The sequence below is a fragment of the Siphonobacter sp. SORGH_AS_0500 genome, assembly GCF_031453245.1.
GTDB lineage: Bacteria > Bacteroidota > Bacteroidia > Cytophagales > Spirosomataceae > Siphonobacter.
On sequence record NZ_JAVIYT010000001.1, the window covers coordinates 1,883,609 to 1,904,687 of the forward strand.

14 protein-coding genes are annotated in these 21,079 nt (G+C 45.9%); 11 read left to right on the top strand and 3 right to left on the bottom strand.

What is annotated here, in order from left to right:
* Positions 1–194 precede the first annotated feature (194 nt).
* Entirely contained in the window at positions 195–1,136 is a 942-nt protein-coding gene (locus QE357_RS07775) for an ROK family protein (RefSeq protein WP_307142629.1), read from the top strand.
* A 175-nt stretch (positions 1,137–1,311) separates the two neighbouring features.
* Positions 1,312–3,831: a glycosyl hydrolase gene (locus QE357_RS07780; RefSeq protein WP_309706594.1), complete on the top strand. Its 2,520-nt coding sequence runs from the start codon at positions 1,312–1,314 to the stop codon at positions 3,829–3,831.
* Between the two features lie 635 nt (positions 3,832–4,466).
* On the opposite strand, the gene QE357_RS07785 is transcribed toward QE357_RS07780, so the two are convergent.
* Entirely contained in the window at positions 4,467–4,958 is a 492-nt protein-coding gene (locus tag QE357_RS07785) for a cytidine deaminase (RefSeq protein WP_106635596.1), read from the bottom strand.
* Positions 4,959–5,372: 414 nt separating this feature from the next.
* Complete coding sequence (gene ytxJ / locus QE357_RS07790; RefSeq protein WP_106635598.1) at positions 5,373–5,702, bottom strand: bacillithiol system redox-active protein YtxJ; 330 nt, start codon at positions 5,700–5,702, stop codon at positions 5,373–5,375.
* 148 nt (positions 5,703–5,850) lie between these two features.
* On the opposite strand from ytxJ, the gene QE357_RS07795 reads away from it, so the two are divergent.
* The 4 genes from QE357_RS07795 (at position 5,851) to QE357_RS07810 (ending at position 9,566) form a co-directional block, all read left to right on the top strand.
* Positions 5,851–7,053 (top strand): glycosyltransferase N-terminal domain-containing protein, encoded by a 1,203-nt coding sequence (locus QE357_RS07795; protein WP_309706595.1) that lies wholly within the window; start codon positions 5,851–5,853, stop codon positions 7,051–7,053.
* A gap of 240 nt (positions 7,054–7,293) precedes the next feature.
* A complete protein-coding gene (gene rsgA, locus QE357_RS07800; RefSeq protein WP_309706596.1) occupies positions 7,294–8,223 on the top strand; it encodes a ribosome small subunit-dependent GTPase A in 930 nt (309 codons plus the stop codon).
* 53 nt (positions 8,224–8,276) lie between these two features.
* The gene (locus tag QE357_RS07805) at positions 8,277–8,486 is read left to right on the top strand and encodes a hypothetical protein (protein WP_198555145.1); all 210 of its coding nucleotides are present in this window, start codon (positions 8,277–8,279) and stop codon (positions 8,484–8,486) included.
* Between the two features lie 189 nt (positions 8,487–8,675).
* Entirely contained in the window at positions 8,676–9,566 is an 891-nt protein-coding gene (locus QE357_RS07810; RefSeq protein WP_106635600.1) for a cupin-like domain-containing protein, read from the top strand.
* 202 nt (positions 9,567–9,768) lie between these two features.
* Here QE357_RS07810 and QE357_RS07815 read toward each other — a convergent pair whose 3' ends face one another.
* Positions 9,769–11,040, bottom strand: a complete 1,272-nt coding sequence (locus QE357_RS07815; RefSeq protein ID WP_106635601.1) for a DUF2851 family protein — start codon at positions 11,038–11,040, stop codon at positions 9,769–9,771.
* A gap of 485 nt (positions 11,041–11,525) precedes the next feature.
* Here QE357_RS07815 and QE357_RS07820 point away from each other — a divergent pair, with 485 nt between their 5' ends.
* The 5 genes from QE357_RS07820 (at position 11,526) to QE357_RS07840 (ending at position 20,448) form a co-directional block, all read left to right on the top strand.
* Positions 11,526–12,695 (top strand): PepSY domain-containing protein, encoded by a 1,170-nt coding sequence (locus QE357_RS07820; protein WP_106635602.1) that lies wholly within the window; start codon positions 11,526–11,528, stop codon positions 12,693–12,695.
* 323 nt (positions 12,696–13,018) lie between these two features.
* Positions 13,019–15,853 (top strand): glycosyl hydrolase, encoded by a 2,835-nt coding sequence (locus QE357_RS07825; RefSeq protein ID WP_309706597.1) that lies wholly within the window; start codon positions 13,019–13,021, stop codon positions 15,851–15,853.
* A gap of 192 nt (positions 15,854–16,045) precedes the next feature.
* Complete coding sequence (locus QE357_RS07830) at positions 16,046–17,278, top strand: DUF2264 domain-containing protein (RefSeq protein ID WP_309706598.1); 1,233 nt, start codon at positions 16,046–16,048, stop codon at positions 17,276–17,278.
* Between the two features lie 128 nt (positions 17,279–17,406).
* Positions 17,407–18,069: an endonuclease III gene (nth, locus tag QE357_RS07835; RefSeq protein ID WP_106635605.1), complete on the top strand. Its 663-nt coding sequence runs from the start codon at positions 17,407–17,409 to the stop codon at positions 18,067–18,069.
* 132 nt (positions 18,070–18,201) lie between these two features.
* Positions 18,202–20,448, top strand: a complete 2,247-nt coding sequence (locus tag QE357_RS07840; RefSeq protein ID WP_309706599.1) for a family 20 glycosylhydrolase — start codon at positions 18,202–18,204, stop codon at positions 20,446–20,448.
* The last annotated feature ends 631 nt before the right edge of the window (positions 20,449–21,079 follow it).

Sequence of the window (21,079 nt, forward strand, 5' to 3'; positions counted from 1 at the left end):
ACAGGATAGATATGCATTGAAAACAGACAATAGCAAACGGAAAACACAGTAATTCTCTTTCGAAAAGATTTGTTTTTAAAAAATTTTATTTTTTAATGAATGTAATGGGGATAAAAAGAATAAATTAAGAAAGAGAAACCTTATTTTCGCCCCAGTTTTCTGCAATTGTTTACCAAAACCTGTTTCCAATTTTCATGGCTGATAACCAGTACTTAGGCATAGACGTGGGCGGAACGAACGTCAAAATGGGCATCGTAGACGCAAACACGGGTAAAATTTCCAACTTTTACAGCCACGATACACTGAGTTGGCGGCAATCTGGCCACTTTGAAGAAAGGCTGGGGGATGCCATTTCGCTGCAATTACTTGATAATCCTTCTCTGACGAAAGTAGGTATTGGCCTGCCGGGAATGATTAATAATAAGCGTACTGTACCCCTCGAGATTACAGCTATCCCTGAATTAAATAACGTTAAGTTGGTTGAGTACCTGAGCGGTCGTTTTGCCGGAGTATCTTTCTATCTGGAAAATGATGCTAATGCGGCTGCGTTAGGCGAATTTTACTTTGGCGAAGAGAAAATCGACGAGAACTATATCTTCATTACCCTCGGAACGGGAGTAGGTGGAGCGGCTATTCTGAACCGTCGTGTATTCACGGGCGGGAACGGAAACGCTATGGAACCCGGTCATATTCCTTCCGTAAATGGGAAAGTGCTGGAGCGTAACATCGGTAAAAACGAGTTACTCAACCTGGCCAATGGCATGCGGAAAGACTACGCCGGAGCGACGCAATTACCCGGTGATGGCACGATCTCAACGACAGGTCTGGTAGCTGCGGCTGCGGCTGATGATGAACTGGCTCTGAAAATCTTCGAACGCGTAGGCGAAATTTTAGGAGATGGTCTGGCTTCATTGGTACGGATCCTAGATATTAACCTGATCCTGATCGGTGGTGGTTTATCGGCCTCTTTCGATTTCATTATGCCTGCTGTTTGGAAACAACTCAAATACTGGCTGACTCCTTATAACCTGGAAACCATGGAAATCAAACGGGCTACGCTCGGAAATGATGCCGGACTTCTGGGTGCTGCTTCCCTGTGCTTCGACGTGCAGGACGGTGCCGGAGCTGAAGGATAAGCTGTTGAAGTTAGATTTCATCGTTGAAAAGCCCCTTTCTGGAAAGAACAGGGGCTTTTTTTGTAAGCAATCGTACGAGGCACTAACGTTCAAATCGTCTTTATCCAAAAGAAAACCAGAAAACCCAAGGGCAATTGCTCTATTTTGTGTTTTTTAGAGGATTAATTTGAATATAATGAAGTTTATTCGTTACGCCTGCTTGCTGCTGCTGCCGCTTTCTTCCCTGGCACAAACCAAGATCAATACGGCAAAACCCTGGGCGTACTGGTGGTGGATGGGGAGTGCGGTCACCGAAGAGGGAATCCGTAAAAACCTGAAAGACTACGCTGACGCGGGGCTGGGAGGTTTACACATCATTCCCATCTACGGAGTGAAGGGGTACGAGCAGCAATTCCTGCCCTTTCTGAGTCCATCATGGAATAAGGCTCTGGACATTACCTTGAAGGAAGCCGAAAAATTAGGGTTGGGCATTGACTTAAGCTTGGGGACGGGCTGGCCTTATGGAGGCCCCTGGGTAAGGGAAAGCGATGGGGCCCGGAAGTTTGACTTTCAAGGGGATAGCTTACTAAACTTACCCACAAAACAACAGGTAAAACGGGCGGCTCCCGGTGGCGAAGGACTCGTCGTTAACCCTTTCGACGAAACGGCCATTCGCAATTACCTGACTCATTTTGAGCAGAACCTTCTCAAAAACAACAAAGTACGTTCCTATTATAACGACTCGTACGAAGTATACGGGGCTACCTGGACCAATGATTTCTTACCTGAATTCAAACGTCGCAGAGGCTATGACTTTAATCCGGCGATTTTAAAACGAAAAGAGAATTTAACAGAGGAAGAACGCCAGCAGTGGGCCGATTACCATACGACTTTATCCGAACTGCTAAGGGATCGTTTTACTAGTTTATGGACGAAATGGTCGACGCGAAATGGAAAAATTACCCGCGATCAGGCCCACGGTTCTCCCGGAAATATCATTGATTTATACGCTCTGGCGGACATACCTGAAACGGAATACTTCGGTAGCAAACAGTATAAAATTCCTAATTACCGTTTAGACCCCGACTATGATTCTACCCGCTTTGGCGTTCCCGGAACCTTAACCATGCAGTTTGCTTCATCAGCGGCTCACCTGACGGGAAAAACGCTGGTATCTTCCGAAACCTCAACCTGGTTGGCTGAACATTTTCGGGTATCACTTTCGCAGATTAAACCCATTGTGGATGAGTTATTTACGGGCGGAGTTAATCACATCTTCTATCACGGCATACCCTATTCCCCACCCGAAGAAAAATGGCCCGGCTGGCTATTTTATGCTTCGACTAATTATAACCAGCAAAGCCATTTCTGGAAAGATTTACCGGAACTGAACCGATACATTACCGCAGGGCAGGAGCGATTACAGGCCGCCAAACCTGATGCCAGTGTATTGCTATACTTCCCGATTCAGGACGTTTGGCATGGCGTAGCAGCGGGCGAGGCTCCCTTTTTATTGGATGTTCATGCAAATGCCCGTCGCTGGCTGAATGATACGCCTTTTGGTGCTACAGCTTCCGAACTTCGGATGCACGGGTATCAGTCCGATTTTGTGTCGGATAGTCTGTTACATCGCTTTTCGGTGAAAAATGGAAAACTTGTTTCCGAGGCCGGAACGGTGTATCCCGCTCTGGTTATTCCAGAAACGAAATACATGCCGATTGAAACGCTGGCGAAGCTTCAGGAACTAAGTAAACAGGGAGCGAAAATTGTTTTTGTGAAGGCATTACCTGCTCAGGCCAGCGGTTACCACAACGGGCAAACGCGGAAACAGCAATGGACCGAGCTTTCCAAACCGTTACAACCACTCGTAGCGGCGGATTACCTGCAAAAGCTGAAAGCATGGAAGATTCGTCAGGAAAATATGGCTGAGCTGGGGCTTTCCTACATTCGGAAAAAAAATGCAGAAGGGACCTTATACTTCGTTACTAATTTAGGGAATGAATTTCATCGGGGAACGTTGCGGTTAGCCAGTGCGGCTCGTTCCGTAGAGGTAACGGATCCCTTGAGAAATCGTCAGGGGTATGTTCCGGTAAGGGCTCAGGCGGATAGTACATCGGAAATTGAACTGGCTCTGGAACCCGGAGAGTCAGTATTTCTGCAAACTTTTGCTTCCATGCGAAAAGGAAAAGCTTGGCCAGAATATCCGCTGGCGAAAGATACGTTAAGCATTAAGGGCATCTGGAAAATTGATTTTCTGGAAGGTCAGCCGCAAATGCCGCCGCCATTGGCTACGTCCCGACTGGTTTCCTGGACGGAGCTGGACCATTCTGAAAGTGAGAGCTTTAGTGGAACGGGCCGCTATTCTATTCAATTCAAATTACCTGCTAACTGGGAACCGGGAGAAAATAGAGTATTGGATTTAGGCTCCGTCCGGGAAACGGCCACGGTTCGTCTGAATGGTCAGTTACTCGGCAAACTCTGGAGCTTGCCTTACCGAATTCAGATTCCTGCCCAGTTACTGAAAGCCCAGAATACGCTGGAAGTAGACGTAACCAATAGCTCGGCTAACCGAATTCGAAAATTGGATACGGATAAATTTCCCTGGCGGAAGTTCTACGATATCAATTTTGTAAGCATTCAGTATAAGCCATTCGACGCTTCCAAATGGGAACTAGAACCTTCGGGCTTATTGGGGCCAGTGGTTATTTATAAATAGTTTTGAGTTTTGAGTTTTGAGTTTTCAGTTTTCAGTTTTCAGTTTTCAGTTTTCAGTTTTCAGTTTTCAGTTGAAAATAGAAAACCCATAAAGGTAGGGAAGAGGTTTGGAAATGGAAGTGATAACCCCGGAGGGGTTTAATATGAGTAGCCCCGGATGATAATCCGGGGTAACCAGTCTGGACATTTCTGCCACCCTGACTGGTGTCTTCACCAGCCCTTACTAAAAGCATAGAGGTTGGTGAGGACACCAATCAAGGCGTAAAGGTAGGGAAGAGGTTTGGAAATGTGAGGCATAACCCCGGAGGGGTTCAACATGGATAGCCCCGGTCTGGATGGACCCGGATGAAAATCCGGGGGACGGGCGGGTAGGTTGATGCACTTATTAATTCCCCCGCCCTGGCTGGTGAGGACACCAACCAAGGCGGAGGGGCTATCTAGCCCAGGACCATCCAGCCTGGAGCTCTTCCTATGCAACCCCGATGGGGTTACTTTTGGGATGGATAATCCCCGCATACAGACCATCAATCTGCGACAAATCGACTCCAGATGGCAAGTCTGGAATAGCAATGAAGCAAAGAATAGCGAAACTTAGTAACCTCTGTGCAAAAACGCTGAGTAGCTTTTGGGTGAATGCTACTTCCCAAAGAGATCATCCGCGTCAAATTTCACGGGTAATAAATCGGCAATGGATTCTGTAGCAATAATACCACCGCCGGGCTGGAGCATGAGCAATCGGATGGGTTCTTTCTGCCGATGTTCGTATTCCAGCATTGACTGCCGACAATTACCACAAGGGGACACGGGCTGAAAAACAGAGCCTTCGCCGGGGCGAGCCAATACCGCAATCGACTTGATTTTTATATCTGGATAATTCGCTCCAGCCCAGAAAATAGCCGAACGCTCTGCACAGGAACCCGATGGGAAAGCCGCATTTTCCTGGTTATTAGCGGTGATAATGTTACCATCTTCCAGTAATAGAGCGGCTCCTACATGAAAGTTTGAATAAGGAGCGTAAGATTTATAAGTCGCTTCTTTTGCTTGCTGAACCAATTTTTGCTCCGCTTCGGGGAGCTCATTTTCAGAAGAATAGGAGGTCAGATTTACCTGTAATTGCAATTTTTTCATAGACCATTTGTAAGGAGGGAAGAATATAACCTGATCTATCGAAAAAATGTTTCCTAAGAGAAGCTGTCTTTAAATAAAATACTCCTCTGGTGCGAGATTCCATCTCGTTCCTAAAGCAAAGGCAGGTTCTCACCTGCCGTTATACCCCTGACCTTGTCATCCAGAGTGAAGGGAAGAACCTAATTACCGTCTCGAATTTACTTGAACCTGAGGGACCTTTAGCAAACGTAAAAGTCGCCCCATCCGGCCTAAGTTCTCTTTCTGTGTTCGAGCTGACAGCTTGGATGTTTGTTATCTTGAGCAAAAGATAAAGGTCGACGATGAGAGAATTGAACAGCCTTTTGGGTTGATACAAGAAGAACCTGCATGGGAATAAATGCCATGCAGGTTCTTCTTGTATCAAAAATATCAATTCTAAGCATTCGCCAGAATCTCGCCAAACTGAATGGCAAAGTGCGATTCATTATAAACACATTTGCCATCGCGAATCAGTAATACCTGTGGCGATTCGTGTTGTACTTCAAATTTTTCAGCAATAGCCTGCGAAATAGGACGGTAGCGTAATAAGTCTAGGTAATAACTTTCAATGCCTTGACTGTCATCCCATTGACGTTCCAGTCGGGACTTGGCTGTGGCACTGATGGAGCAGGTTGTGCTGTGTTTATAAATGAGAACCGGATGATCAAAAGACGCTTGTGCAATCGTTTCTAATTGTTCCAGTTCAGTAATGGCTTGCCAGTTCATAGGAAATTAAGAATATAAAAAGATGTCTTTGAATAAGTTTGTATTCAACCTCGAACGTTCGAATACGCCGACAAAGTTCTATTTTTGGTGCGTAAAAAGTTTATTCCAGACCTTGTATTCTTTCTTTTATACTATTTCTGTCTTTTTTATGCAGTTGGGGTTTCGCCTGGCCGCTTTTTTTCATCCCAAAGCCCGGCTGTGGATTGAGGGACGAAAACAGCTTTGGCGTCAACTGGAGCATTACCAGCCGTCACCTCAAACCGCGTGGTTTCACTGTGCGTCAGTGGGAGAGTTTGAACAGGCCCGGCCCGTACTCGAGACGTTTCGGAAAGAAAACCCGGATTGGAAAATTGTTCTGACGTTTTTTTCACCCTCGGGTTATGAACTTCGGAAAAATTATAACCAGGCAGATTTAGTTTGTTACCTGCCACTGGATACCGCCAAAAATGCCCGACAATTTGTAGACATTATTCAACCCAAAATGGCCTTTTGGGTGAAGTATGAGTTCTGGTATCATCACTTGCATGAACTCAAAAAACGGAATGTTCCAGTCCTTCTATTTTCCGCCATTTTCCGTCCCGATCAAATTTTCTTCAAGTCGTACGGCGGTTTTTACCGAACGATTCTGAAATGCTTTTCGCATCTTTTCGTACAGAATGAAGAGTCGCTGAAATTACTCAAAAGCATTTCTATTACCAATGTTAGTTTATCGGGAGATACCCGTTTTGATCGCGTGGTGGAGATTGCCCGGGAGGCTAAAAGCTTTCCTGTTGTTGAGCAATTTTGTGGAGAGGCAAAGGTATTAGTCGGTGGGTCGGTCTGGCCGGAAGACTGGAAAACGATAGCTTATTGCATAAATGAATACGTTGGGAAACATAAACTAAAGTGTATTATAGCTCCGCACGAGATTGATATTCAACAAATAGAGCAATGGAGTAATGAAGTGTCCGTAAAATCCGTTCGGTATTCTCAGGCAACTACCGAAGCCGTTCAGCAGGCCGATTTGTTGTGGATTGATAACATTGGGATGCTGGCGAGCTTATACCGGTATGGGCATTTTGCCTTTGTGGGTGGGGCTTATAAAAATGGGTTACACAACATCGTAGAAGCCGCCGTTTGGGGCATGCCGCTGTTCTTTGGTGACAAGAAATACCGAAAGTTTCAGGAAGCTCACGATTTACTAGCTTTAGGTTCGGCTCATGCGGTAGCGGATGGTACGGAATTTACGAGGATATTTACAAACATATTACAACAGCCTGATCTATACCAGCACGAAGCCAAAACCAGCCGAGCGTATGTATACAGCAAAATCGGAGCTACGGAGCAGATTATGCGTAGTTTAAAAGTTTAACTGGGTTTGAAATTGGTTCGAGGAGGTTTGAATGGGGTTTGAAGTATGAATGGATTGTTTGAAAGTAGTTTAATAGTAGGTTTGAAGAAGTTTGAAGTTAGTTCGAGAAAGTTTGAATAGGGTTTGAAGTAGGAGTTAGGTAATTGTTTGATGAGGTTTGAACGGTTCGATAGGAGTCTCAAACGTTTTCCATCAAACCTCCTCAAACCAGATCAAACTTACTTTATAGTCATGAAATAGATGTCAGAAAAAGGAATAGTCATACGATCAACGGGCTCCTGGTACGATGTACGGGATGAAGAAGGCCATGTTTGGCAGGCTCGATTGAAAGGGAAATTTAAGCTCAAAGGTCTGAAAACCTCCAATCCGTTGGCGGTGGGAGATCGGGTTAGGATGGACATTGAAAATGAGAATGAAAATACGGCCATCATTAACGAGATAGAAGATCGGGATAATTACATCGCCCGGGCATCGGTTCATAAAACTAGTCAGGCTCACTTGTTGGCTGCCAATGTCGATCAGGCCGTCTTGATTGTTACCCTTGATTTCCCACGCACGTCGCTTGGTTTTATTGATCGGTTTCTGGTCTCAGCAGAATCGTTCCGAATTCCGGTATTAATCGTCTTTAATAAGCAGGATATTTTCGATGAAGAAGGCCGCGATCAGCATCAGCCCATCATGGACATGTACGCTAATCTGGGGTATGGTACCTTGCGTACCTCGGCCTTGACGGGTGAAGGAATCGAGGAGTTAAAAGCTTTGTTGAAAGACAAAGTATCATTGATTTCCGGCCATTCGGGGGTGGGTAAATCAACGCTGGTGAATACCATCGCTCCCGATCTGGATTTACGCACCAGCGAAGTATCTACTTTCGCTAATAAAGGCGTGCACACCACGACTTTCGCCGAAATGTTTGAACTCGAATCGGGTACGTATCTGATTGATACACCGGGGATTAAAGAACTGGGGTTAATTGATATGGCTCCGTCTGAAATCAGTCATTACTTTCCGGAAATGCGGGAGTTACTCAATGAATGTAAGTATCATAACTGCCTTCATGTGAATGAACCCGTCTGTGCGGTGCGGGATGCTGTAGAGGCTGAAACGATTGCCCTGAGCCGTTATCACAGTTATCTGGGAATGTTACAGGGCGATGATAACCGTCGATAAATCAATACGTTGTCCAAAAGAATTCGTAAGTAAACCATTAACTCATCACATCCATGCAGCCTTCCACGCCCAATCCCATGACTCGGTTTTTTGGGGCTTTTTTTACGATTTTAGGAACCATGATTATTCTTTTCGCCTGTGTTGCTTTTCTTAATGATGGGAAGACCACGCTGGGCTGGAAAATCTCCCAATGGGAATCGCTAGTGCCTTTTTTAGTAGGAACCGTGTTTCTCATTACGGGGGTTAACATGATGCGGAATTAAGTATAGATTGAATTGAATCAACGGGCAGAATTGAAAAGTTAGAGTTGACGTTTTCTAAAGAACAGCGTCTTTTAAAAATAATTACTTTGAAAAGGGAACAATCTTTTCAAAAAACGTATTGGAATTATGCAATGAAAATGCGTTACTTTTGCCATTTCTATCCGATAAATTCAATTTAGTAATACCAATATGAAGCTGCAGCCTGTCGACATTGTTACGGACATCTCTGGTGAAGAGTTTCGCGAAAAATATTTAAAAACCCATCGCCCGGTTATTCTGCGGGGTATCACCGAAAAGTGGCCTGCTTTTGAAAAGTGGCGTCTGGATTACTTCAAGACCCTGGCGGGAAATATCGAAGTACCTTTGTACGATAACTCCAAACCTACGCCGAGTTCGAAGCTGAATCAGCCTGACAAGGTGATGAAGTTTGGAGAATATCTGGACTTAATTGCTTCAGGACCAGTAGATTTGCGAATGTTCCTGTTCAATATCTTTGATCACATCCCTGATCTGTGTAATGACTTTACCTTCCCTGAACATCTCATGAAAGGCTTCCTCAAGAAGTATCCGATGATGTTCTTCGGTGGTGCCGGTTCAATCGTGTATTTGCACTACGATATGGACTTGTCGAATGTATTCCTGACGCAGTTTCACGGTAAAAAACGGGTAATCCTGTTTGATCAGAAATATTCGAAACACCTCTATCGGATGCCCTACGGTATCTTGAGTTACGTGGATCCCGAAAACCCTGATTACGAGAAACACCCGGCCATGCGTTATCTGGAAGGATACGATTGCATCATGGAACATGGGGATATGTTATACATTCCTTCCGGCGTGTGGCATTACATGAATTACCTGGAAGGGGGATATGCTCTGGCCGTTCGTGCCTTCGATCCATCCATTTCAACGCGTGCAGAAGGGATCTTCAACATCACGGCCATGCGGACGTTCGATGATTTAATGAAGAAAAACTTCGGTAAACGCTGGTGGAATTATAAATCCCGTAAAGCAGAAGAATTTGCTAATCAGGTAGTTGTAGAAAATGGCGGCAAAGGTCGCATTCTCGAAACAGTATAAGTTTTAGTGATTGGATGTTAAAAAACGGCTCTACTTGGATTTTCCAGTTAGAGCCGTTTTTTTATGCAGTGCCGCGACTTCATCGCATCTGGCCGGGGAATGAGTTAGAAGGTAACAAAACTGCCCTTTAGTCAGTGAAACGTAATAAAACCGCCTCTACCCAAACGCGATCAATCTCGTCTCTACAGGGTTAGAAAATGGATTATCCTTTTAAGACACCTATTCCCACGCTGCAATTCAAACATTTGCGTTGGTTACAGTACGATTGCACCCATTCCAGAGCGGCCTGTGAATCGGCAGCATTCTGGCATTTCAAACCGTATTTTTTCCAGGTATCTATCCACGTATTCGTTTCTGAAGGTAGTTTTTCCAGTAATTCAATGGCTCGATCCAGAAAGGTAGGGTCGTCTTTGTAGTGGCTGAACGCGGTTAGTAAGGGAACAACGGCGTTAATAACCATCCGCTGAATAGTGTCTTTCCCGAGCTGAGTAATGCCCTGTTTCGTAGGTTTTTCGAAGGTATAATGCGACTGCCAGTAGGCCGAAGGGCGGACTTGCCATTGCTTTTCGATGCTAAGGGTTTCATTGCAGCTAAGAATAAATGAAAATAGAGGTAGGGGCTCAATGGCTAACTGAACGAGCTGAGCCATACGAACGGTAGGAAAACTGGCGGGGCGTAATCTTAAAAATTTCCACACTGATTTAGGAAGCGGTTCAATCTGATATTTCTTCATCAAAAAATGGGCTTCTTTTTGCAATTGAATCACGTAGGTATCGGTGGGATTTTCAGGAATCAATCCAGAGGCTCCAAACACCAAAGCTTCCATTTGAAAGGGCTGATTGCGGTGTTTGCGGAGAATTTTCAGGGGCACCAATCGAGTTAACCATTCCATCGGATCTGCGTTGAGCGAAGCTCCCATCGACCTTCCCAGCATTTGCCAACTCGTTTCTTCCCAATCATTTTGAGTTGATTCCAAAATTTGTTGCACCTTCTGTGATTTAACGGATAACCGCTCAATCAGCGTGCGATCCAGCATCATTCGTCGGGAGAGCTCGTTGGAGGAAGCAAACTGAGCTCCACAAGCCAGGGTTTCCTTTCCATCCATGAGCGAGCGATAACGCTGTAGCCAGGTTTCATCCGTACGATTTTGAAGAGCAAGCGTTGGAATTTCCGATCCATCCTTCCTGAAAATAGCCTGATCATGAATCCAGACGACATGAAGAATGACGTTTTCGTACGCTTCGTCGGTTTGGTGGGTATGTCTGATCCAGTCGGAAGATCGCCTGTGAATTTCCACGGTACCAGCCCATTTGATGCTATTGATAATCAATTGAGCATTCTGAAAATCGGGTCCAGCGTGGGTATGAGCTTGCCCCACTGATAGAATTTGCAGCTTTTCACCCGCACAGGTCTGTAAATCAGTACGATCAAATTTCTGAAATTGCCAGAGGTAATGAATGAAATCTTCGGTCATCTTAGGTGCGTTTGAACCGAAAATTACGTGATACCCTAAGAAGTAATCGTACCGAAAAATAAGTATTAACTACCAATTGATAAACCTGGATCGGTGGTTAATGTATGGTTATGGTGTACTCTCTACTAGTATGTCTCATTAGATTACTTCCCCGCAGTCGCTCGGCTCTAGCCGAGCTATGATGTAGTCTGGTAGGCCTCTGGCCGATGGCTGCAAGCTTGTTTTTGCTTGGGAAAGCTGTTTTGTAACTAATTATGAGTTTGCATTCTACCAGCTAGAGGCCTAGAGCTAGTTAGTCACTCGGCTAGAGCCAAGCGAATGCGGGAATCTCTTTCGATTACTTGTTGCTTCGGCTGAATGGCTGACAAATCGACCCTCTCGTATCCAGTTATCCAGTCCTTATTATTATAAATCTTTCTTAGACCAATTATAAATAGATCAGAATTGATAAATTTGTCCTGATTTGTAAAATCAGACCGAACGCAATGAGCTTTAAAAAATGGATAGGCTGGATACACCTTTATCTGGGGTTAGCCTCCGGTTTAGTGGTTTTTGTAGTGGCTATTACGGGTTGCATACTAGCCTTTGAACAGGAAATTAAGAATGTAACACAACCCTATCGATTCGTTGAGAAGCCTGCTCAGGCCGTTCCCTTAGCTCCTTTTGCTTTACGAACCATCGCCGAGAAAGCTCTACCTGGAAAAGCCGCCGATGGCGTATTGTATGGATTGCCCAATCGCAGTGCTGAAGTCGGTTTTTATAACTTCGATCCTGAATATTATTACGTCGTTTACATCAATCCGTATACGGGTAAAGTTCTGCACGTATGGAATGAAGACGACGATTTCTTCCACTTCATTTTACACGGCCATTATTACCTATGGTTGCCCGAGAAAATCGGCCAGCCCATTGTAGCTTCCGCAACCCTGATCTTTCTGGTATTAACCATTACCGGATTGATATTATGGTGGCCTAAAAACAAAAGTGCAGCCAAACAACGCTTCACCATTAAATGGAATGCTGCCTGGCGACGTAAAAACTACGATCTGCATAATGTGCTGGGTTTCTACGTTATGGCTCTGGGGATGGTCTTTGCCATTACGGGATTAGTCTGGGGTTTTCAGTGGTTTTCGCAGGGACTGTACACCGCCACGGGTGGGAAAGGGTCCGACGCGTATCTCATTCCTCCTTCTGATACCACGGCACTGGCCACTACGCCATTAATGGGTCGCGTCGACCAGATTTGGCGGGATTATAGCCTGAAGCATCCCAATCATCAGGGACTTAATATTTCCTTTCCAGAAGATAAGGTAAGCTCGATTTTCTCTTACGTAAATTACCGGGCTGGAACTTACTATAAAGTGGATTATCACTATTTTGATCAGCATTCAGGCAAAGAAATCGCGGCTACTGGTCCGTACAGCGGTAAGTACGCCGATGCCAATGTCGCTCAGTTACTCCGCCGGATGAATTACGATATTCACGTAGGAGCCATCTGGGGGTTACCCGGTAAGATTCTGGCCTTTTTTGCCAGTTTGATCTGTGCCAGCTTACCCATTACCGGAACGCTTCTCTGGTGGGGCAGACGTAACAAAAAGAAACCTCAGAGTAAAGCCACACGAGTCATGGCAAAGAAAACACCTGTGACGACGTAACGAATAGGAATTAATTGGATAGGGTAGCAGTCAAAAACTGTTACCCTTTTTTCATACTATTTAATAAGCATTGAGCGGGTAAGCCTTAAGAGGAGGAATAGACATCACCAATACAATCTTTATTCAAGAGGTTAGTAAAGTCTGAATCTCAATGTTGTTGAATCGGTGAAAGGATTGCCAGACCTTTTTTCAACTGAAAGGTCTGGTTCAATGAATGGGTTTAGACAAGGATGAAGCAGGACAGTTTTAGAGAAAAGGCGTTAGCGGATACGGGCCGCACCTGTTATCTTTCGTCTCTTCTGTAGCTATTCCTTTACTTCGAAATGATTAACCGTCTGTACCTCTCTCTTTTTCTTCTCCTCACCGCATTAAGTTTCAAACCCGATTCCGGGCCTTCTGACGAACAGTTTAAAAATCCTTCTCAATCATACGGCATTCGTTGCTGGTGGTGGTGGCTGAATGGCAACGTAACCAAAGAAGCCATCACCCGTGATCTGGAAGAAATGAAAGCCAAGGGCTTCAGTGGAGCCTGTTTGTTTGATGCCGGTGGGCAAAATCAGCGGGATAATGCCGATGTACCTGAAGGCCCGATGTTCGGAACACCCGCCTGGCGAGATTTATACCGTCATGCCGTAAAAGAGGCTAGTCGGCTGGGACTAACCCTAAGTTTGAGTATTCAAAGTGGCTGGAATCTGGGTGGCCCCGATATTACCCCCGAAGAAGCTACCAAACACCTAACCTGGTCCGAAACGAAAGTAAAAGGGCCCGGCAAGATTCGTCAGGAGTTACCCATGCCGAAAATCAAGGATGGCTATTACCGCGAAATTTCGGTAATGGCTTACCCCGCTAAAGCGAATCATAACCGCAAACCCATTAAAGATTTTAAGTTTAAAAATGCTTCCGAAGAGGTGGGTTGGTCGAATATTCCGGATACCCGGCCCTTATTAACCGACGAACCTGCGGTGCTCGGTGAAGAGGACGCTACGTTGAAAAATGTCATTACCCTGACGGATAAGGTAAAAAACGGCGTGCTGGAATGGGATGCTCCAGCGGGTGAGTGGACCATAATTCGGTTGGGGTACACGCCTTCAGAAGCCGAGGTTTCTACGTCGAGCGGCCAGTGGAAGGGCCGCGTGCTGGATCACATGAGTGAAAAACATTTCAATCGTTACTGGGATACGCACGTAGAACCCTTACTGAAAGAAATTGGCCCGGCGGCAGGCAAGACGGTTAAGTATCTACAGACCGATAGCTGGGAATTGGGTGGTATTAACTGGACGGAAGATTTCGCCGCAGAATTCAAAAAGTTTCGGGGGTATGAGATCACGCCTTACTTGCCGATTCTGGCGGGAAAAATTATAGAGAATCGAGAGGTAACGACCCGATTCCTGGCGGATTTTCGTAAAACGGTCAGTGACTGTATCTCCGAACATCATTACGGGTTATTTGCCAAACGGGCGAGGGCCTTTGGAATGGGCATTCAGCCCGAATCAGCCGGACCACACGCGGGTCCGTTTGATGGGTTGAAGAACTACGGACATAGCTCGCTGATGATGAGTGAATTCTGGGCTCCATCGCCGCACCGACCCACGCCTGAACGTCGCTTTTTTGTGAAACAGGCCGCCAGTGCCGCTCACATTTATAATGTACCGTTCGTTGGAGCGGAGTCGTTCACAACCATCGGTCCGCATTGGAATGATGTGATCTGGGCCTCGATGAAACCCAGTGCTGACCATGAGTTCTGCTCGGGACTGAACCTGATTTTCCTGCATACTTTTACCTGCTCGCCCCGCGAAATGGGATTGCCGGGTCAGGAATATTTTGCTGGAACGCACTTTAATCCGAACGTAACGTGGTGGAATGAATCCGGGGCTTTTGTAAAGTACCTGAGTCGGATTCAGTATATGGCTCAAAATAGCCGTTTTGTGGGCGATGTGTTGTATTACTATGGCGACCATGTGCCTAATATTGGTCGCCTGAAAGAAGACGATCCGGCGAAAGTATTACCTGGTTATGATTACGATCTGACCAATGAAGATCGGTTATTGGCATTATCCGTGAAAGACGGCCAAGTTACCTTTGAGCACGGTCAGCATTACCGCTTACTGGTAATTCCCGATCATGGAGTACTATCATTGAAAGCCCTTCGTAAGATTCACGAGTTAGTGAAAAATGGAGCGACCGTTCTGGGGCGCAAAACGACCCATACCGTGAGTCTGGAAAATTACCCCGCCAGCGAAACCGAAGTGAAAAAACTGGCGGACGAGTTATGGGGGGCGGCATCGACTTCTTCGGGTCAGCATACCTTCGGGAAAGGTCGGACAATCTGGGGAAAAACGGCTCGGGAAGTCTTGCAGGAGGATGGCATTCAGCCCGATTTTTCTGCTGATAAAAAGCTGGATTACATTCATTACCAATGGGGTAAGGCGGATTGGTATTTCGTTTCAAGTCAACAGAAAGAAGCTCAGAAATCCGAAGTAGAATTTCGTATGACTGGCAAACAGCCTGAACTCTGGAATGCCGTAACGGGCGAAATTCGTCCGATAACAAATTTTCGTCAGGAGAAAGGGAGGACCATCATTCCGCTGGAGTTTACGCCGAATGGCTCCTGGATTGTGTTATTCCGTACGCCCATTCCTGAAACCAAACAGGGTAATGCTGTTTCAAATTTCATTAGTTACCAGCCCGTAAAAACAATTGAAGGAACTTGGAACGTAAGCTTTAATCAGAAGTGGGGTGGTCCGGAAAAAGCAGCATTCAAAACCCTGACGAGCTGGACGAAACGGCCCGAAGAGGGCATTACGTATTACTCAGGAAAGGCGACGTATCAGATTACGTTTGATAGCCCAACGCCCGCTAACCCTTACCTGGATTTGGGTGATGTGCAGGACGTAGGGGTGGCTCACGTACGATTGAATGGCAAGGATCTCGGCGTACTCTGGTGCCCTCCGTATCGAATTTCGGTGAAGGGGTATCTGCGAGCCAAAAATAACATGCTGGAAATCGATGTCACAAACTCCTGGCGTAACCGACTGGTAGGGGACCGTGGCAAACCGCAAAGCCAGCGATTCACTCAAACCAATATCCTGATTCGCCCCGAGTGGGAGTTGCTGGAGAGCGGGTTACTTGGTCCAGTGCAAATTCTGAAGGGAGAGTAAAGGAGGTTGTTTTGCAAATCCATTATCCCGGATTGACATCCGGGGCTATTCATATTCAAGCCCGCTAGGCTTAACGAGAGACGATCACGGTTCCGGCAGTTAACCCGAAAAATAGTTTAGGGTTAATGAAGAAACCCGTGGTCTTATCAATAATACCTCCGGCCAAGCCCGGAACTACTAAACTAGTAACCTATGCTTCGTCGATTTTTTCTTCGCCAGTTGGGCGGGGTGGGATTAGTCAGCACCCTGAATCCGTTGGAAACTTTAGCCAGTCCTGCCACAGCAGCTCCCACTTCTGATCGGGCGTACTGGGTTAGTATTTTGCAAAAACTGGCGGAACCCGTCTTAACGGCCCTGGCGGAAGATCAGCTGAAAGTTCGAATGCCGGTGGAATCGAAACCAGGTCAGGAAGCAGACCGCAAAAATTACTCCTATCTGGAAGCTGTTGGGCGTTTGTTAGCGGGCATAGGTCCCTGGTTAGAGCTGGATTCAGCCGAAGAAAAAGCCTTACGGCAAAAGTATTTTTCTTTGGCCCAGAAAGGGCTGGCAAATGCCGTCAATCCAAATGCGAAAGATTACCTGAATTATACCAAGGGCGGTCAGCCGCTGGTGGATGCTGCCTTTCTGGCTCAGGGTTTAATCCGTTGTCCGAAGCTCTATCAAAGCTTACCTACGGAAGTAAAAACACAGGTACTGACCGCTTTCAGACAAACCCGGACGATTCAACCTTATTTTAGTAACTGGTTGTTATTCAGTGCTATGATCGAAGCATTCTTTGCTTTTATTGGAGAAGAGTACGACAAAATGCGACTAGATTATGCTCTGCGTCAGCACGAGCAATGGTACAAAGGCGACGGTATTTTCGGAGACGGGCCGGACTTTCACTGGGATTATTACAACAGCTACGTAATCCAGCCTTTCATGGTGGATATCCTGCGAACCTTACCCGGTAACAGTTACGATTTCCTGAAAAAACGGATGGATAAAATCGCCCCCCGTTACGCCGCTGTTCAAGAGCGATTGATTGCCACGGATGGTACTTTTCCCGTCATTGGACGTTCCATTTGTTACCGGGCCGGGGCTTTCCATCACCTGGCTAATACGGCTTTTCTAAAGCAGTTACCTCCTGAAATAATACCCGCTCAGGTTCGCAGTGCGTTAACCGCTGTTCTGCATAAAACCCTCGACAACCCTAAAAATTACGACAGCAAAGGCTGGTTGTATATTGGCCTTAACGGCCATCAGCCCGATTTGGGTGAAGGATATATTTCTACCGGAAGTTTATACCTGACGGCAACGGCCTTATTGCCTTTAGGATTACCCACCACCGATCCTTTCTGGGCTAATCCAGCGACTGACTGGACGAGTCGCCGCATTTGGGAGAAAGGCGAAAACCTGCCCACGGATCACGCCATTCATGCCTGATATAGGTAGAGATGCGACTGCATCGCGTCTAGCTGGGAAATGCGAATCATTTGAATCGTAACAAAAGCCGCCTCTCCAAATCAGGACTGGCAAAGGTTTTTCTATGGTGATCTGAAACGAGCAACCCTATGAAACGTGCCTTTGATTTAAATGAAATGCTACCCCGCATTGAAAAAGCCATTGCCCCTTATCCCAAAGCCGCTATGTTTGAACTGGCCGAGCGGGGCTATAATACCCTGTTTGAGCAGCTCATTTCCTGTTTGATTTCCATCCGTACACTCGATGAAACGACGATTCCGCTTTCGTTAAAACTCTTTAATCGAGCCCGAACGCCGGAGCAGTTAGTAGCCATACCCTTTGAAGAACTGGCCGAAATGCTGGTGGGTAGTCAATACCCCGGACAAAAGGCGGAGACGATGCGGGCCATTGCCCAAATTGCTATTACACAATACGGCGGTAAGTTACCTGCGAATTATGACCAGTTAACTGCCTTGAAAGGCGTCGGTCCCAAATGTGCCAATCTGGCTCTGGGCGTAGCCACGGGAGTCCCCGCTATTAGTGTGGATGTCCACGTACATCGCGTGGTGAATCGCTGGGGATTTGTAAAAACCACCACGCCCGAAAAAACGCTGAACGTACTTGAAAATAAAGTTCCTCAGAGTCAATGGATTGATATTAACCGCTTGCTGATGCCGTTCGGAAAACATATTTGTACAGGAACCTTACCCCGATGTTCCAAATGCCCGGTGCTGGAATTCTGTGAGCAGGTAGGGGTAACAAAACACAGGTAATAATGCTCGTTTCGGGCCGTAGAAACCCTTTCTTTGCATTCTTTAAACGATGATGGAGTATGATCCCGATCTTTGGGTCTTCCTCCACCATAAGCCCCTTCCAGGGTTTTGTTTTACCATTAAACGAATGTAATGAAAAAACTGCTGGTGCTTGCCTGCCTGCTTTTTAGCGGGTTGACGCATGCTCAAACGAATTCTTATCCGCTTATTCCATACCCAGCGTCGCTCAAGCCCGGAGCCGGTTTTTTTGAAGTGAAGGCTTCAACCAGCCTGATTTTTCCGGCAGATGCTCCCTTAACCTCACAGGTTAGTCAACTGAAGTCGCTGTTAGGCATTAGCGGGAACGCGGCTGGTTCGGCTAATCGGATTGTTTTAGGTTTTGATGCTTCATTAGGGAACGACGAAGCTTACTCGCTGGAAGTAAGTGCTTCAACCATTAAATTATTAGGTAAAACCCCAGTAGGTATAACCCGGGGTATTCAGACCCTACGTCAGTTACTGCCTGTTTCGGCTGGAGCGGCGAAACGAATTCCCTCGTTAGTCATTAAGGATCAGCCCGCGTATTCCTGGCGGGGTATGCACCTGGATGTGTCGCGGCACTTCTTTACCGTAGATTTCATCAAAAAATACATTGACCAACTGGCTTTCTATAAATTCAACAAGTTTCACTGGCACCTCACCGACGACCAGGGCTGGCGGATAGAGATCAAAAAATATCCTTTATTAACTCAGGAAGGAGCCTGGCGGACACTCAATAATCAGGATTCTTCGTGCATTGCCAAGTCAAAAGACAATCCAGATTTTATCATTGATCCCCGCTTCCTCAAAATGAAAGACGGGAAGCAGGTATACGGAGGGTATTATACGCAGGAACAAATTAAGGAGGTTGTAGCGTATGCAGCGGAACGCTCCATCGAGGTCATTCCTGAGATCGATATGCCCGGTCACATGATGGCGGCCATTAAGCAATATCCTTACCTGAGCTGTACGACGGATGCCAGTTGGGGCAAAACGTTTTCAACGCCCATCTGCCCCTGTAATGAACAGACGTATGAATTCGCTGAAAATGTGTTTAGTGAAGTATTTGACTTATTCCCAAGTAAATACGTGCACCTCGGAGCGGATGAAGTGGAAAAAACAACCTGGGCGAACTCGGAGGCTTGTAAAGAGTTGATGAAGAAAGAGGGCATCAAAAACGTGGAGGAATTGCAAAGTTACTTCATTCACCGCATGCAGAAATTCTTTACGTCCAAGGGTAAAAAACTCATTGGCTGGGATGAAATACTGGAAGGCGGCATTGATGCTTCGGCGACTTTAATGTACTGGCGTTCCTGGGTGAAAAAAGCTCCTTACGAAGCGGCTAAAAATGGGAATGAAATCATCATGACGCCCGTAAGTACGCTCTACTTTGATAGCCCTCCAGGCATTCAGTCTGTATCGAATGTGTATCATCTGGAGGTTATTCCCGAAGGCATTACGCCCGAGCAGAAGAAACTTTTCCTGGGTGCTCAGGCCAACCTCTGGACGGAATACGTTCCCACCGAAAGCCGGGCTGAATACCTCTACATGCCCCGCATGACAGCCCTCTCGGAAGTAGTCTGGACGAATAAGAAGAACTACGATTCATTTCAGAAACGCCTGTTGCAGCATTACCCGATGATGGAGAAAAGCAACATTCATTACCGCCTGCCTGACCTGACGGGTTTCACGGAAGAGAACGTTTTCGTAGACAAGGCGACGTTAACCATCAAAAAGCCGCTGGAAAGTTACACCATTCGCTATACCACGGATGGTTCGTTCCCGGAGAAAAATTCACCTGAACTGGGTAAAGGGTTGACGATTACGAAACCCCAAACCATTAAGCTGGCGGCTTTTACTTCGACGGGTTTACGCGGAGATATGTATACGTTGAAGTATCAGCAACAAGCCTATGCCAAGCCCGTGACGGTAACGAGCAAAACGGCTGGTTTAAAAGGAAGTTTATATAAAAAAGCGTTCAGATCAACGAAGCTGATGCAGCGTGAGAAATCGGACAGCACGTTTACGGTTCCGAATGTGGAGGTGCCCCAAACGGTAACCGCTCCAAGTTTCGGAATTCAGTTCCGGGGTTTGATTAACGTTCCCGAAACGGGCGTGTATAGCTTCTTTTATACCTGCGACGACGGCGGAATTCTCCGCATCGCTGACCGAATGGTAGTTGATAACGACGGTAACCATTTCCCTATCGAAAAAAGTGGGCAGGTAGCCTTAAGTAAAGGGGCTCATCCTTTCGAAGCTGACTTTATCGAAGGTGGGGGTGGTTTTACTCTCAAGCTGAAATACAGCCTCAATGGTTCAGAACCGAAGGACATTCCTGCTAGTTGGTTTATTCAGCAGTAAGAGTAGTAGAATATAAGACTTATTACAATAAAACCCGTAATGTTTGTTACGGGTTTTATTGTAATAAGTCTTTCTGTTCTTTCGGATTTGCAATCCGAAAGCGATTGGTTGGGGATCTATAATTCCATATACGGATCACAGATAGATACAGAACAGTGTAGCATCTCTCTCTCTATATCAACCATCTCTCTGTTTTCTTCATTAGTCACTTTTAGTGTAGAAAACATATTTCTAAATCTACCGTAGAGACGCCGATTTATCGCGTCTCGCTCTCTTTGGAAAAACTGCTTCACTTTGGACAGATGAATAGGATTCGCCTGAATAAAAGTAGTTTGATAGAGAAATAACACACGATGAATCGGCATCTCTACGTTTGTTCGCTCTTTCGGATTTGCAATCCGAAAGCGATTTGTTGGGGATCTATAATTCCATATACGGATTACAGATCCGTTATAGACTGGTTCTGGATTGCAAATCCAGAACAGCGTAGGAGCTGGATTATAACATTTATTTTAGAAGGTAATCATAACAAAGGTGTTCTATTAGGTAATAAGTATGATTGGGTTAATATTAAATTTTTTAATTAATAAAAATACTGAAATAGTTGCAAATTAAAGTTATTGATATGCTT